Annotated in this window: 12 protein-coding genes; 7 read left to right on the forward strand and 5 right to left on the reverse strand. The window is 71.3% G+C overall.

Annotation, left to right across the window (positions count from 1 at the left end):
• Nucleotides 1–44: 44 nt before the first annotated feature.
• The gene (locus tag ITX44_RS06945) at nt 45–665 is read right to left on the reverse strand and encodes a TetR/AcrR family transcriptional regulator (RefSeq protein ID WP_205356135.1); all 621 of its coding nucleotides are present in this window, start codon (nt 663–665) and stop codon (nt 45–47) included.
• A 200-nt stretch (nt 666–865) separates the two neighbouring features.
• Between ITX44_RS06945 and ITX44_RS06950 the strand changes: the two genes are divergently transcribed.
• Together ITX44_RS06950 and ITX44_RS06955 are read left to right on the forward strand one after the other, a co-directional pair.
• The gene (locus tag ITX44_RS06950; protein ID WP_205356136.1) at nt 866–1,699 is read left to right on the forward strand and encodes an SDR family NAD(P)-dependent oxidoreductase; all 834 of its coding nucleotides are present in this window, start codon (nt 866–868) and stop codon (nt 1,697–1,699) included.
• A 142-nt stretch (nt 1,700–1,841) separates the two neighbouring features.
• The gene (locus ITX44_RS06955; protein ID WP_205356137.1) at nt 1,842–5,408 is read left to right on the forward strand and encodes a family 78 glycoside hydrolase catalytic domain; all 3,567 of its coding nucleotides are present in this window, start codon (nt 1,842–1,844) and stop codon (nt 5,406–5,408) included.
• 133 nt (nt 5,409–5,541) lie between these two features.
• Here ITX44_RS06955 and ITX44_RS06960 read toward each other — a convergent pair whose 3' ends face one another.
• Nucleotides 5,542–6,477, reverse strand: coding sequence for a LysR family transcriptional regulator (locus ITX44_RS06960; protein WP_205356138.1), 936 nt, complete (start codon nt 6,475–6,477; stop codon nt 5,542–5,544).
• A gap of 132 nt (nt 6,478–6,609) precedes the next feature.
• On the opposite strand from ITX44_RS06960, the gene ITX44_RS06965 reads away from it, so the two are divergent.
• The gene (locus ITX44_RS06965; RefSeq protein ID WP_205356139.1) at nt 6,610–7,902 is read left to right on the forward strand and encodes an MFS transporter; all 1,293 of its coding nucleotides are present in this window, start codon (nt 6,610–6,612) and stop codon (nt 7,900–7,902) included.
• A gap of 132 nt (nt 7,903–8,034) precedes the next feature.
• Nucleotides 8,035–8,883, forward strand: a complete 849-nt coding sequence (locus tag ITX44_RS06970) for a lamin tail domain-containing protein (protein ID WP_205356140.1) — start codon at nt 8,035–8,037, stop codon at nt 8,881–8,883.
• Nucleotides 8,884–8,963: 80 nt separating this feature from the next.
• Here ITX44_RS06970 and ITX44_RS06975 read toward each other — a convergent pair whose 3' ends face one another.
• Both ITX44_RS06975 and ITX44_RS06980 read right to left on the reverse strand, forming a co-directional pair.
• The gene (locus ITX44_RS06975) at nt 8,964–9,575 is read right to left on the reverse strand and encodes a hypothetical protein (protein ID WP_372440844.1); all 612 of its coding nucleotides are present in this window, start codon (nt 9,573–9,575) and stop codon (nt 8,964–8,966) included.
• 299 nt (nt 9,576–9,874) lie between these two features.
• Complete coding sequence (locus ITX44_RS06980) at nt 9,875–10,711, reverse strand: universal stress protein (RefSeq protein WP_205356141.1); 837 nt, start codon at nt 10,709–10,711, stop codon at nt 9,875–9,877.
• Nucleotides 10,712–10,948: 237 nt separating this feature from the next.
• Between ITX44_RS06980 and ITX44_RS06985 the strand changes: the two genes are divergently transcribed.
• Together ITX44_RS06985 and ITX44_RS06990 are read left to right on the forward strand one after the other, a co-directional pair.
• Nucleotides 10,949–11,530 (forward strand): FAD-dependent oxidoreductase, encoded by a 582-nt coding sequence (locus tag ITX44_RS06985; RefSeq protein WP_205356142.1) that lies wholly within the window; start codon nt 10,949–10,951, stop codon nt 11,528–11,530.
• Nucleotides 11,531–11,858: 328 nt separating this feature from the next.
• On the forward strand, nt 11,859–12,266 hold the full coding sequence (locus ITX44_RS06990; RefSeq protein WP_205356143.1) for a hypothetical protein: 408 nt from the start codon (nt 11,859–11,861) through the stop codon (nt 12,264–12,266).
• Nucleotides 12,267–12,813: 547 nt separating this feature from the next.
• Here ITX44_RS06990 and ITX44_RS06995 read toward each other — a convergent pair.
• Complete coding sequence (locus ITX44_RS06995; protein ID WP_205356144.1) at nt 12,814–13,533, reverse strand: hypothetical protein; 720 nt, start codon at nt 13,531–13,533, stop codon at nt 12,814–12,816.
• A 96-nt stretch (nt 13,534–13,629) separates the two neighbouring features.
• On the opposite strand from ITX44_RS06995, the gene ITX44_RS07000 reads away from it, so the two are divergent.
• A complete protein-coding gene (locus tag ITX44_RS07000) occupies nt 13,630–13,794 on the forward strand; it encodes a hypothetical protein (protein ID WP_205356145.1) in 165 nt (54 codons plus the stop codon).
• The last annotated feature ends 12 nt before the right edge of the window (nt 13,795–13,806 follow it).

Raw genomic sequence — 13,806 nt, forward strand, 5'->3', positions numbered from 1 at the left:
GGTTCTCCCCGCCATCCCCAGGCGCCCCGACCGCGAAGGCGGGCCTAGCGCATGTCGGTGACCGGTGTGACCGTGGTCATCGCGCGGTCGATCGCCGCGGCGAACGTACCCTCGGCGCCGTCGGCGAGCCAGGCGTGCTGGGCGGCGAGCAGGCAGGCGAACGCGGCGCCGATGATCGCGCGCGGGGTGGGATCGCCGGCGCGGTAGGGCGCCCCCGCGGCGGCGGCGCGTTCGCGCAGCGCGGTGTCGGCCGCGTCCTGGAGGAGCTGGAGCTTCTGCAGATAACCGGCCAGGAGTGTCGGCGTGGAGAAGACGATGCGCTGCATCGGCTCGGCGACTTGGCGCCGGCCCGGCGCGTCCACGTACGGCACGAGCAGATCGAAGGTGCGGCGCATCGACTCCCAGACGGGCTCGCCGGCGGGCCGCTCCCGCAGTACCCGGAGCATGTCGTCGGCGACGAGGTCGAACTTGCCGACGATCAGGTCCTCCTTGGTCGGGAAGTAGCGGAAGACGCTGCGCTGCGACATGCCGACCGCCGCGGCGATGTCACCCACCGTCGTCTCCTCGTAGCCGCGCTCGACGAACAGCGCGTGCGCGGCTTCGGCGATCTCCTTCTGGACGGCGCGGCGCGTGCGTTCCCGCAGGTCGGGTTGCGAGTCAGTCATGGTCCCACCAAAATAGCATGTCGAGTCGAACTTGACATCGACTGACAAGTTCGACCCATACTGTCAGGGTGGTGCGCGAGGTGGAACCGCGCCGAGGTGCCCGGCCCGGGCGGATCCCGGCCCGGCGCCGACGGCAGTCCCCGCCCGCACCGCATCCGCCGCGCGGAACCTGCGGCGGCACACCGAAACGGACAGGAACCATGCCCAAGACCATCGTCATCACCGGTGCCAGCGACGGGATCGGCGCGGCCGCGGCCCGCCGCCTCCACCGGAACGGCCACCGCGTCGTCGTGGTCGGCCGCTCACCGCACAAGACCGAGGCCGTCGCCCACGAGCTCGGCGCCGACCACTTCCTCGCCGACTTCACCGACCTCGACGACGTACGGCGCCTGGCCGCCGACCTCGACCGCGCCTGCCCGCGCATCGACGTGCTCGCCAACAACGCCGGCGGGATCTTCGGCGACCGCACCCGGACGACCGACGGATTCGAGAAGACCTTCCAGGTCAACCACCTCGCGCCGTTCCTGCTGACCGATCTCCTGCTGGACAGGCTCCTCGCGAGCCGGGCGAGCGTGATCCAGACCTCCAGCTCCGGCGCCCGGCTGTTCGGCAGGCTCGCCGTCGACGACCTCGATCACGACAAGGACTTCACCCCGCAGCTCGCCTACGGCACGGCCAAGCTGGAGAACATCCTCTTCACCCGGGAACTGCACCGCCGTTACCACGCCCGGGGCCTGTCGGCCGCAGCCTTCCATCCGGGCGCCGTGGCCACCGGCTTCGCCACCGAGAGCGACAGCTTCATGAAGCGCATCTACTCCAGCCGCATCGGCCGCGCCTTCATGGCGTCCCCCGAGAAGGGCGCCGAGCAACTCGTCTGGCTCGCCGAGTCCACCCCCGGCACCGACTGGATCTCCGGCACCTACTACGAAAAGCACCGGCCCGCCAGGCGCACCAACCCCCAGGCCACGGACGACGACCTCGCCCGCCGCCTGTGGGAACGCTCCGCCGAACTCCTCCGCGAGCGGACCCACTGACCCGACCGGCGGAGCGTTCCCCGGCCCGTGCCGCCGCGTTGCCGAACCCAATCCCTGTCACATCTCTTGACGCTCGCGTTCATCGGTCCGTAGCGTCACTAAGCAGGTTAATGAAACGTTTCAATCATGCAAGGAGGGGCCGATGCGCCGACGATGGGCATCCCTGGTGGCCACGACCGCAGTTGTCGCGTCACTCGCCCTGATGCAGCCCTTCGCCGGCCCCGCGGGCGCCCAGGCCGCGGACGTGTCCGGCAGTGGCACCGGCATCGGCGCCGCCTCGGGCGCCCCCACCGGGCTGGTGACCGACTCGCTCGCCGCTCCCATGGACGTCGACCAGGCCGGCGGCGGGCTCGACTTCGGCTGGCAGTCGCGGGTCGGGCAGCAGAGCGCCTACGAGATACGCGTCAGCGCGGGCGACTCGGACGACGCCCCCGCGGTGTGGGACAGCTCCCGGATCGCCTCCGACGCCTCGACCGCCGTTCCGTACGGGGGCGGCGCGCTCAAGCCCGCCGAGCGCTATTCGTGGCGGGTCCGCGTATGGGACGAGCAGGGCAGGCCCACCGCGTGGTCGCGGCCCGCGCTCTTCGGCACCGGGCCCGGCCGGACCTGGGGGAGCAGCCGGCCCATCTGGTCGGCCCCGCCGTCGCAGCCCGCGTGGACCGACTACCGCCTCGATCTGAAGCTGGCCGTCACCAGGACCGCGCTGGGTGTCAAGTTCCGCTCACCGGACTCCCGTGACGGCTACATGTGGCAGTTCCGGGCCTCGAACGCCGCCACCCCCAACTCCCTCGTGCCGCACATCGAGACCAACGGCAGCTACAAGGTCGGCACTCCCGTGCCGCTGGGCACCGCGCTGAATCCCGATACCACGCACGACGTGGCGATCGAGGTCACCGGGTCCACCATCAGGACCTACCTCGACGGCAACCTGGTCGACTCGCGGACCGACACCACGTACTCGCAGGGCGGCATCGGCCTGCGCACCGGCAGCACCGAGACCGGCACCGTCGACGACATCACCGTCACCAGCCTGGTGCCCGCCGAGAGCGGCAAGGCGCTGTACGCCGAGGACTTCGGCGCCGCCGACGCCTCGTTCCCGTGCGGCACCGTGCAGGACCGGCAGTTGGTCATCGGCACGAGCCAGGACTGCCTGAGCGTCAACACCACCGACGACTGGGCACTGATGCGCCGGGACTTCGCCCTGGCGCCGGGCAAAACCGTCGACTGGGCCACGGCGTTCGCCACCGGCTCGTCCTTCGACGCCGCCAAGCAGTACGTCTACAAGATGTACCTGGACGGCGGGTTCGTCGGACTCGGGCCCACCGAGTCCTTCGGCACGGAAACCCGCTACGACGGCTTCGACGTCACCAAGGCGTTGACCACCGGCGGCGCACACACCCTGTCCGCGATCGCGTACACCACCAAGGACCAGCGCTTCCAGGCGTATCTGGTCATCCGCTACACCGACGGCAGCACCCAGACCGTCGGCACCGGACCGGACTGGAGGACGAGGTCCGGCGCCACCGTCTGGCCGTCGGCCAGGAGCATCGGCACGAGCTACTGGAGCGCGCCCCAGGAAGACATCACCATGAGCGCCTACCCCGACGGCTTCGGCACGCCTGGGTTCGACGACTCCTCCTGGTCCGGCGCCGCGGTCAAGAACGCCTTCACCGACCTCGAACCCACGCCCTTCGCGAAGGTCACCGAACAGCTGCGCGCACCGGTCAGGATCACCGACAAGGGCAACGGCGACTACCTGGTCGACTTCGGCCGGACCTGGCAGGGCGGCGTCCACCTCACCCTCACCGGCACCGCGGGACGCCGGGTCACCCTCCGCTTCGGCGAGGAGCTCTCCGGCCCCGACACGGTCCGCTACCAGCTCCGCGCCGGCAACACCTACCAGGACGTCGTCACCATGCGCTACGGCACCCAGACCGTCGACACCTGGGGCATGCGGGTCTTCCGCTACCTCGACGTCATCGGCTCGCCCGTGCCCGTCACCACGCACGATCTCCAGGCGCTCGCCCTGGTCTACCCGTTCGACGAGAGCCAGTCCCAGCTCACTTCCTCGAATCCCGACCTGGTCTCGGTGTGGCAGCTCTCGAAGGACACCGTCGAGACCACCGACCAGAACTTCTACACCGACTCCTGGACCCGCGAACGCGGGCCCTACGAGGCCGACAACTACATCCACCAACTCGCCAGCCTGTATCTGAGCGGCGACCCCACCCTGGGCGAGTACTCCATGGAGTACTTCACCGACCACAGCACCTGGCCCCAGGAGTGGCCGCTCTACGTCATCAGCTCCGTCTACGACAACTGGCAGCGCACCGGCTCCCTCGCACAGGTGAAGAGAATGTACTCGGCGCTGACCGGCAAGCTGCTGAGCAAGCAGTTCAACCCCGTCACCGGCACCATCGACGAGTCCGACGCCATCGTCGACTGGCCGGCCGGCGAACGGGACGGCTACGTCTTCGCCGCGCGCAACACCATCCTCAACGCCCTGTCGTACAGCAACTACCGCGACATGGCGGCCATGGCCACCGCGCTGGGCCGGACGGACGACGCCGCCGGATACACCAGGACCGCCGACACACTGCGCACCACGCTCAACTCGGCGTTCTGGAACGCGAGCAAGGGCGCCTACGACGACGGCCTGGACGCGAACATGAAGCCGACCGGGCACTTCGCCCTCCAGGCCAGCGCCTTCCCCGCCGCCTTCGGCGTCCCGGCCAGCGAGCAGCAGTACGCCGGCGTCGCCGCGTACATGGCCTCGCGCGGCATGGCGTGCGGTGTGTACTGCTCGGGCTTCCTGCTCCAGGGCCTGTACAACGCGGGCGACGCCCAAGCGGCCCTCGACCTGCTGACCTCCGACAGCACCAACAGTTGGCGGCACATGATCGACCTGGGCGCCGGCGCCACCGGGGAAGCGTGGGATCCCGCCCAGAAGAGCAACATGACCTGGTCGCACGCCTGGGCCGCTGCCCCCGCCTACGTCATCCCGCGCGACATGTACGGCGTCGCGCCCACCTCACCCGGATACCGGACCTTCACCGTCACCCCGCAGCCGGGCGACCAGACCTACGGCTCGGTGAGCACCCCCACCGTCAAGGGAACCGTCGCGGCGGCGTTCCACAAGCAGTCCGGCCGCACCGACCTCGGCGTGCTGGTGCCCGGCAACTCCACGGCGACCGTCAGCGTTCCGGTCACCGACGGCGACACCGGCGACACCGTGTACGTCGACGGCCTTGCCACCCCGGCCACTCGCGACAACGGCCGGCTCGCCGTCGCCGTCGGCGTCGGCTGCCATGTCCTGAGCACCTCCGCCGACCCGGGCGTACGCGGCGACCAAGCGCTGACCGGTATCTGCCGGCAGACCGACGACGCGGGCGACGCCCCGACCGGAAGCCTGGCCACCACCGCCCGCCACGCCACCACCGGGCAGGCCGTCCCCGTCACCCTCACTCTGGACCAGCAGGTCACCGGGCTCACCGCGGCCGACATCCAGGTGGCGAACGGCACCGCGAGCGCCCCGGCCCGTCACGGCACCGGGGCCGCGGGCACCACCTGGACCTTCACGGTGACGCCGGACGGCCGAGGACCGGTTCGCGTACGGCTCCCGGCCGCAGCCGTCCACGGCACCACCGGAAGCGCGAACCTGCCGGTCACGCCCCTCGTCATCCCGGGCGACGCCCCGACGAGCGGGTGATGCGGTGTGTCCGGCCGCCATGGGGGCGGCCGGACACACCTCTCGGCGGCCGGGCACACCCGTCGGCACCACGGTCTCCGACGACACCCTCACGGTCTCCCTCGACGGCATCTGATCGCAGCCGCCGCGGCGTTCAGCGCGGGATCACCCAGCCCGGGATCCAGGTCCCGGCGGCGTCGTGGCCGGCCGTCGGGGCCGCGAGGTGGGCGCGGAGGGTGGCCAGCCCCGGGTGGGGGTTGTCGCGGTGCCACAGGAGCGAGTGCGGGTAGACGGGCGTCGGGTCGGTCACCGGGATGCGGCGCAGGCCGTGGCCGGCGGGCCAGACCAGGCGGGTCAGCCCGCCCATGAAGGTGGCCAGGGCCGGGGTGTCGGCGACGGTGTCGAGGAGTGCGTCGGAGCCGAAGTTGGGGCCGGTCGCCTCGATGGTGAGGCCGAACTCGGCGACAAGGTCGTCGTAGTAGGCGGCCCACTCGGTACCGGGGACGATGCCGGGCATCCAGATCCGGTGCCCGGCGAGCTGTGCGACGGTCACCGAACGGGCGCCCGCCAGCGCGTGCGCGGGACCGGTGAGGAGCTGGAGCGGCTCGTCGAGCACCCGGACTGACTCGATGTCCTCCGGAAGGGGCCGGCCGGGCGCGGCGACTGCGCGGAAGGACGCGTCGATCGCACCGGACCGGATGGCGGCGACGGCCGTCTCGATGTCGAACAGCATCACCACGTCCAGCTCGATCTCGGGGTGCGCGCGGTGGAAGCCGCGCATCGCGCCCGTCGCCGCGCCGCGCGAGGAGATCACGTCGACGCGCAGTGGACGGCGGCCGGTGCGCACCGACGTGGCCGCGCGCTCGGCGACACGCAGCAGTTCGCGCGCGTGGGGCAGGAACGCCTGCCCGTCGATGGTGAGCTCCGCGCCGCGAGCTGTGCGGGTGAACAGCCGCACCCCGAGGTCGCGCTCCAGCGTGGCGATGCGCTTGGAGACGGCCTGCTGGGTGACCGCCAGCTCGGCGGCGGCCTCCTGGAACTGCCCCGCGTCGGCGGCGGCGACGAAGGTCCGGACGGTGTCGAGGTCCATGCCGACACCCTATGGGCACAACCATTGGTTGTGGCCGACGGCCCCGCGGTTGTTTGATCCGCGGGTACGGTGCTCGCTTTGATGCTTGCGATCGCGGATCGGTTGTGCGGGTGAGTGACGGGGGCGTCGGACATGAGGAGCGGGCAGCGGCCGGGACATGCGCTGGGACTTGTGCCGGGACATGTGCTCGGACAGCGGCTGGGGCGGCGGTTCGGATGGCTGTGGGCAGCGTACGGGACCAGCGCGCTCGGTACGTGGCTCGCCTTCGGCGCGTTCCCGCTGATCGCCATCCGGGTGCTGCACGCCGGACCGGCCGAGGTCGCCGCGCTCTCCTCCGTGGGGGCCGCGGTGGGGGCCGCCGTGGCGGTGCCGCTCGGCCCGTGGGTGGAGTTCCGCCGCAAGCGGCCGGTGCTGATCGCGATGGACCTGGCGCGATTCGGGGCGCTGCTCACCGTCCCCGTCGGGTACGCGCTCGGCGCGCTCACCTTCCTTCAGCTCCTGCTGGTCTCGGTCGTCGTCGCGGCCGCCGACATCACCTTCCGCGCCGCCTCCGGCGCGTACCTGAAGACGCTGCTGCCGGCCGGGGACCTGCTCGTCGCCAACGCCCGGTTCGAGTCCACGGCCTGGTCGACCACGATCGTCGGACCGCCGCTGGGCGGCGCGGCGATCGGGCTCCTCGGCCCGGTGGCGACGGTGGTGGCCGACGCGGTCAGCTACCTGCTCTCGGCCCTGGGCATCCGCGCGACGGGCGGGCACGAGCCGCGGCCCGAGCGCCGGCAGGCCGCGCGGGTGCGGGCCGGGGACCTGCTCGACGGCTGGCGGTACATCCTCGCCGACCCGACGCTGCGGCCGCTGTTCTTCAACACCGCCCTGTTCAACGGCCTGGTGATGGCCGCCGAGCCGCTGCTGGCCGTCCTGATGCTCGGCCGGCTCGGGTTCGCACCGTGGCAGTACGGCCTCGCCTTCGCCGCGCCCTCCCTCGGCGGGCTGCTCGGTTCGCGGCTGGCCCGGCCGCTCGTCACCCGGTACGGGCAGCACCAGGTGCTGCTCGCGGCGGGGGCGCTGCGCGCGCTCTGGTCCGTCGGCCTGGCCTTCCTGGGGCCGGGTACCGGCGGGCTGCTGCTGGTGATGGGCGTCGAACTCGGGCTCATCTTCTGCTGCGGGGTCTTCAACCCGGTCTACGCCACCTACCGCCTCGAGCGCACCGCGGCCGACCGGGTCACCCGTACCTTGTCCGCCTGGACGGTGACGACCAAGGCCTCGACCGCGCTCCTGACCGCCCTCTGGGGCGTACTGGGCGCCCTTCTCGGCCCCCGCACGGCCATCGCTCTGGCCGGCGTGCTCCTGCTGGCGACCCCGCTGCTGCTCCCTCGCCGCGCGGCAGCGCGTCCCGCCGAGCCGCAGCCGGCACCGAGCCGCGCCTGACAGCCGTCGCGGCCCCTTGGTTTGTCTGCTTTTGCACTTTAGGTGACGCTCTTTCACCCCCTAGCGTGGGCAGTCGGCGTGGACGAAGCCGGTTCGAGAATGCGATGCCCCGACGAAAGGGAGAAGCCCCGCATGGGAAAGGTTTCCACCAAAGGTGTCTGGAAGAGCGTCAGCGTGGACGAGTCGATCATCACCGGGCTGAACACCAATTACATCCGGTGGGGCGAGGCGCCGGAGGGCCGCAGGAGCGGCTATTTCTTCCGGGGCCGTGAGGTCGAGGCGAAGCTCGACGGCACCGAATTCGTGCTGGGCACGTTCACGCACCACAACTTCCCGATCGTGCTCGCGTACACGCAGTTCTACGCCTACCTCGACGTCGACGTGACCTTCGAGGACCAGACCAGCGTCCACCTGCCCTCGTTACGGTTCCACCACAACGAGACGCCCAACGTGGGCGAGCACCAGGAGGACATCGTCCTGCTGCCGAACATCGACGAGAACCGGACCGTGAAGGTCAACGGCGAGGACTACCTGGTGCAGATCACCGGCTTCACCCGGGAAGGCGTGCGCCACATCCCGCAGTTCACCAGCCCGGAGAACGGCCGCAACAGCGCGGACGTCAAAGCCCTGTTCGCCCGTGTCGGCCAGCCCAACAGCTACATCTCCCACGTGCAGTCGCACGGCCACTCGGCGAACCGGCAGGCCGACGAGTACGTCGAAATCCTCAACGGCGGCGCGGAACCGCACGACATCTCCGGCTGGACCCTGACGTCCGACGAGTCGGGCCACAGCTTCACCTTCCCGGAGGGCGCCACGGTCGAGTCCGGCCGGCGGGTGCGGGTCTACACCAACGAGACCCACGACGAATACGGCGGCTTCTCGTACGGCGTCGCCCACCCGGTCTGGAACAACCAGGGCGACACCGCGATCCTGGAGGACGCCGACGGAAACATGATCTCGGTCTTCCCCTACGGCGGCTGACCTGCGACCGGTCGAAGACGACGCAACGCGAGGGGGCCCGCCGGTGTCGGCGGGCCCCCTCGCGCGGGGAGGATGTGCGGCTACAGGAGCCAGCGGTTGTCGCGGACGAAGGGGAGGCGGGCCCAGATCCGGCCCAGGCCCCAGGTGTTGCCGGCGTAGGAGGCGGCGAAGAGGATCATCGCCAGGGCGTAGAGGACGTGGTAGTCGATGAGCGGGTTGCTGGAGCCGGTGGGGGCGCCGGTGGTCAGGTGCTGGGCGAGCGGCCATTCGGCGGCCCACATCATGGCCATCAGGGCGGTGCCGGCGACGGCGGTGATCCGCAGGGCGACCCCGCTGGTCAGGGCGAGTCCGATGCCGAGCAGGCCGAGCATGAACAGTGTGTCGGCCCAGCCGGTGCCCGCGATGTCGTGGAAGAAGGACCGCAGCGGGCCGGCCTGCACGCCGGACAGGAAGCCCTTGGTGGGCGAGCCGCCGTCGATCCAGCCCTTGCCCGAGCCGGTGGCGTAGTGCAGCCCGAAGGCCTTGTCGAGGAACGCCCAGAGGAAGACTCCGCCGGTGGCGATCCGGACCACAGCCGCGGCCCGCGCTGCGGCCGGGGTCATGACGGCACTGTGCCGGGGTGCGGTTCGCGCCGCTTCGACGGCCGGCACCTGCATGCGCGACGTCGGGCGGGACTCCTGGTGAACGGCCATGACGGCCCCCCTTGCTGATCGGTGGTGCAGGTCGTTTGCTGACGTCATCACTGTCCCGCCGGGCCCCCTGCCGCCGCTGGGGGCGCAGGGCCCGTATCCGCTGGGCCGAACGGCCCCATGTCCGGGCCTGGTTGGCACCTTGGTACCTGGTACGCCCATGGCATCCGCCACGTCACGGTCGTCATTGGGCCTCTTGGCGCGTCCGTCACGAGCGCGGTACGGCCGGGACGCCGCCGCAACGCAGTTCGGCCCGCCGGCGACATGCCGGCGGGCCGAACGAGCTGTGTCGGACGTGGGGATCAGCCGCGGGGGACCGGGATCACGGCCACCGGGCAGTGGGAGTGCCGGAGCAGTGCCTGGGCGACCGGGCCGAGCCGCAGCCGCTCCGGGCGTACCCGGCGGTGGCGGACCGCGATGACCGCGAGCTCCGCGTCGGCCGTCGCCGCGAGCAGCGCGCGCCACGGGGTGCCGCGTACCGACCATGTCACGACGCGCAGTTGAGGGTGCGTCTCACGCAGCGGTGCCACGGCGACGCCCGGCAGGCAGGCCGCGGTCGCCGCCTGCCGCGCGAGGTCGGATTCGACCGGACCGGCGGGGGAGCCGTACACCGGCTGCCGGTCCGTCCAGGCATGCAGCACGCACACATGGGTGCGGCGCATCTCCGCCTCCTCGAAGGCGAACAGCGCCGCTTCCGCGGCCTCGGCGCCGCCCACGCCGAGGAGTACGCCGCGCGGGCCGCTGTGCTCCGGGCCGGACGGCTCCCGGCCGCGCACCACGAGCAGCGGTCCGTGCACTCGGACGGCGAGCCGCTGCCCGACCGCGTGCGGCAGCAGCCCGCCGGTCCCGACGGCCGCCCGCGCGCCGACGACCGTCAGCGCGGCGCCCCGGCTGCGTTCGGCCAGTACCTGCACCGGGTCGCCGACGACCGCCGACGCACGCAGGATCAGGTCCGGGTGACGCTCTTTCACCCGGTCCGACGCCGAGCGCAGCACCGGCGTCGCCTCCGCCAGATCGTTCACGCAGCACACGATCTCCAGTGCCGTCGCCCGCCGTTCGGCCTCCGACGCCGCCGCGTCCAGCGCCCGGAAGGCCGCCACCGACCCGTCCACGCCCACCACTGTGCGCCGCTCGCGCATGACCCTGCCCTCCCGTTCGGCTCACTTCTGCCGCCGTCGATCCTCGGCGCCGCCGCCGGGAGCCGGACAGTGCCGGACGAGCCCTGCCCGCAGGGCCGTTCGGCCCTCGGCCGCAGGGACCGTGCGGTGAGACGGGCGGGAGGTTGCCGTGCGCCGCCCGGGAGTGCCCGATGCGCCCCCGCCCGGGGGCCCTTCGGCCCATGCCGCTCGCGGGCCCCGCGCCGGACCGTGAAGGCCATGACCACACACATCCTGATCGTGGGCCGCGGGCCCAGCGGCACCCTGGCCGCCAACCGGCTGCGCCTGGCCTACGACGGCGACGGCGTCGAGATCACCGTCGTCGACCGGTCCGGCCCCGCACGCGACCCCGAAATCGAACTCCTCACCGCCATCGGCCTGTACGGCCCCGGCACCCTCCGGGCCCCCGAACACCGGGACCTGCGCGACGGCATCCGCCCCCGCCACGCCGAGGCCGTCACCCTCGCGCCCGACCGGGAGGAGGCGACCCTCACCGACGGCACCGCCCTGGCCTACGACATCCTGGTCGTGGCCACCGGCGCACCGCCCCCCGCACAACCCCGCACCGGCTTCGCCGCCCGCGCCGGACTGTGCGACAGCCGCGGCTACGTCGTCGTGGACCCGCACACACAGCGCTCGCCGGCCCGCCCGCGCGTCTTCGCCCTCGGCGGCGCCACCCGACTCCCCACCGGCCGTGTGGCCCAGGCCGAGACCCTGGTCAGGCAGGTCCGTGCGGTGCTCGCAGACGCGGCCGGTGCCGCCCCGAACGGCGACCGCTGGAGCGCCGCCGGCCCCGCCTGAGCCCGGCCGCGGGCAAGGGCTGCTGAGACGATGGCGGCGGCTGCAGGCCGTCCGTGTCGAGCGGGATCGAGCGACCGCGGCGGAGGCCCTTGACCTGGTGCTACGAGTTCTGGGTCGAGATCGGTGCAGGCCCCCTGGCCAACCTCGTGCCGCTCGACCGTAAAGGGCGTCGCCCAGACGCACACCACAGCCCACGTGAACCGATTGTGGCGGCATACCGTATAGCAGCTGGTTACCGCGATCCGGCATGCCCCACGGCCTGTTCCGCAGCTTCGCTCCGCTGCGACACTTGCTCCCCGCGTCACGTCGGCAGCCGAGGTAGTGCGACATGCATCCTGATCTTGGATCATTATGGACCGCGGCCGGAGTGGTCTCCGGCTTCCAGGTCACCGGGTTCGCTCTACGGATCAACCGAGAGATCGATGTCAGCGGCAAGGGCGATATCACGTGGCTGCCTCCCGCGGACATCCTCAACTTGCTGTCGATCGCCGTAACCATGCTCGGGGTGTTCATCGCACCCGTTCTTGGCATAGGCAGCGCAACCGTCCCAGTGAAGGCGTTCGGTCTCTCCGTCCTCTTGCTCGCGGGATATCCATTCGCACTCGCAGGCCACTACGACATGTTCAACCCACGAACGCTTCGCTCATGGACGTATTGCCCGAGACAGGAGCGGATCGCCCTAGCCGTCGTCGGTGTATCGGCAGCCGCCTATACCGCTCTTGCGACACTCCGCTAGCGGGTCGCTTCATCCCCACTCCGACCTGTCGGCCAGGCGGCGATACCACCAAAACTCCGTGCGCCACTGGCGCCGATACGCGAACGGGTCAGGGAGGGTGCGGTGAAGGAACAACGTGTCCAGAGGCCTGACGACCCGCCCGAGCTCGGCACGCGCCCGTTCCGGCAGTCTCTCCAGGACTTCTTCCAGCACGTCGCGTGCGTGTCTGACGTCGTCGAACGAGCACCAGGTGCACGAGCAATGCGATTCCTGCGGGTACAGCGGACGTCTGCCCGGCGGGTGCAGGAACTCCCGGTATCGACGCAACGCCCGGTCGGTGGCACCCGGGTGCAGATAGGAGCTGTCGCTCAGGTACTCGACCCGGTGCACAGCCAGGCTCGCTTCAGCGGAGAGTCCGTGAATCCTGAGCGGAGGGGTTGCCGCCCAGACGCGGGGGGCCGGTCCTTCAGCGCGCAGCGCGCGTCGCCGTCTACGCGCCATCGGCCTTTCGATGCGTGATCACGGAAGCCATGATGCCACCGTCCGGTCGGCGCCTGCGGAATGCTTGTCACACGGGGTGCAGCACCAGGAAATCGTGCCGGAGCCGGTATACGGCGGTGGGATCGCTCTCCACCCCGGGCCGGGCGCGGCAGAGGAACCTCAGCCGGTCGCCGGGGGCCACGTCGACGCGGGACACGGGGCTCGTGCACCAGGAGATCTTGACCTGGACGGTGTGCGGGCCCGGGGCCACGGATGTCACGCAGTTCTCCCCCCGCCGGAGGTTACCCACGCGCTTGCCGTCCACGTAGACCTTGTAGCGGCGTAGTTGCGCGTAGGAGTCCGCCTCGTCGCGGATCACCAGGATCTCGGCTGTGCCCTTGTGTTCGACCGGCAGTGACGCGGACACCGTGTCGGCTCCTTGTCCAAGGGACGAGCCGCTTTCCGGGCCGGACGGGCGACCGGTCAGGTCTGCGTTGTCGTGCCGGGCGTGCTTCGGCAGGACGAAGCGAGGTCTGCCCAGGAACGCCAGCGAGATCTGGCCCAGGCATCCGGCGAGGAAGACCGCGAGTCCCCCAAGGGCCACGGCGAACGCGACCGGGTTCTGCGTACCGGCGCCACCGCGCCGGGGCAGCCACGCGCCCCCCAGCAGCAACAGCGTCACGCCGCTCAGGCACACGGAATTGAGCAGGGAGCCCCGCGCGAGCCGGCGCTGGGCCGCGGGTCCGGCGAACCGGGCCAGGGCCGTCGCCGACGGATGCGCCGTGGGATCGCCCCAGTAGCGTGCCACCTGTACCCAGGAACGGGCGGAGAGTCCACCAAAGGCGGCACTGCCCGCGAGCGCAGCCCACGAGACCATGTCAGAACCAACCCCCGAAGTCGGGAAATGACTGAGCTTATTCTTCAAGCTCGGCCTGGTGGCGGTCAGATGGTGATGGGCGCGGTGCTGTGCCACGACGGACCGCTGCCGATCATCGAGGGCGCCGTCCGTATGCTCAAGCAGATTCTCGGCTGGACCCAGTCGCGGCTTCGCAGTTCGCCCCGAACTTGAACGAACCGGTGG

This window comes from Actinacidiphila acididurans, from assembly GCF_016918855.1.
GTDB classification, from domain to species: Bacteria; Actinomycetota; Actinomycetes; order Streptomycetales; family Streptomycetaceae; genus Actinacidiphila; species Actinacidiphila acididurans.

Bases quoted from the DNA above. Each gene is read 5' to 3' on its own strand.
- ITX44_RS06980 (WP_205356141.1), bottom strand. From the start codon at position 10,711: ATGCGCGAGCGGCGCACAGTGGTGGGCGTGGACGGGTCGGTGGCGGCC.
- ITX44_RS06965 (WP_205356139.1), top strand. From the start codon at position 6,610: ATGAGGAGCGGGCAGCGGCCGGGACATGCGCTGGGACTTGTGCCGGGA.
- ITX44_RS06990 (WP_205356143.1), top strand. From the start codon at position 11,859: ATGCATCCTGATCTTGGATCATTATGGACCGCGGCCGGAGTGGTCTCC.
- ITX44_RS06955 (WP_205356137.1), top strand. From the start codon at position 1,842: ATGCGCCGACGATGGGCATCCCTGGTGGCCACGACCGCAGTTGTCGCG.
- ITX44_RS06975 (WP_372440844.1), bottom strand. From the start codon at position 9,575: ATGGCCGTTCACCAGGAGTCCCGCCCGACGTCGCGCATGCAGGTGCCG.
- ITX44_RS06970 (WP_205356140.1), top strand. From the start codon at position 8,035: ATGGGAAAGGTTTCCACCAAAGGTGTCTGGAAGAGCGTCAGCGTGGAC.
- ITX44_RS06950 (WP_205356136.1), top strand. From the start codon at position 866: ATGCCCAAGACCATCGTCATCACCGGTGCCAGCGACGGGATCGGCGCG.
- ITX44_RS06945 (WP_205356135.1), bottom strand. From the start codon at position 665: ATGACTGACTCGCAACCCGACCTGCGGGAACGCACGCGCCGCGCCGTC.
- ITX44_RS06985 (WP_205356142.1), top strand. From the start codon at position 10,949: ATGACCACACACATCCTGATCGTGGGCCGCGGGCCCAGCGGCACCCTG.
- ITX44_RS06960 (WP_205356138.1), bottom strand. From the start codon at position 6,477: ATGGACCTCGACACCGTCCGGACCTTCGTCGCCGCCGCCGACGCGGGG.
- ITX44_RS07000 (WP_205356145.1), top strand. From the start codon at position 13,630: ATGACTGAGCTTATTCTTCAAGCTCGGCCTGGTGGCGGTCAGATGGTG.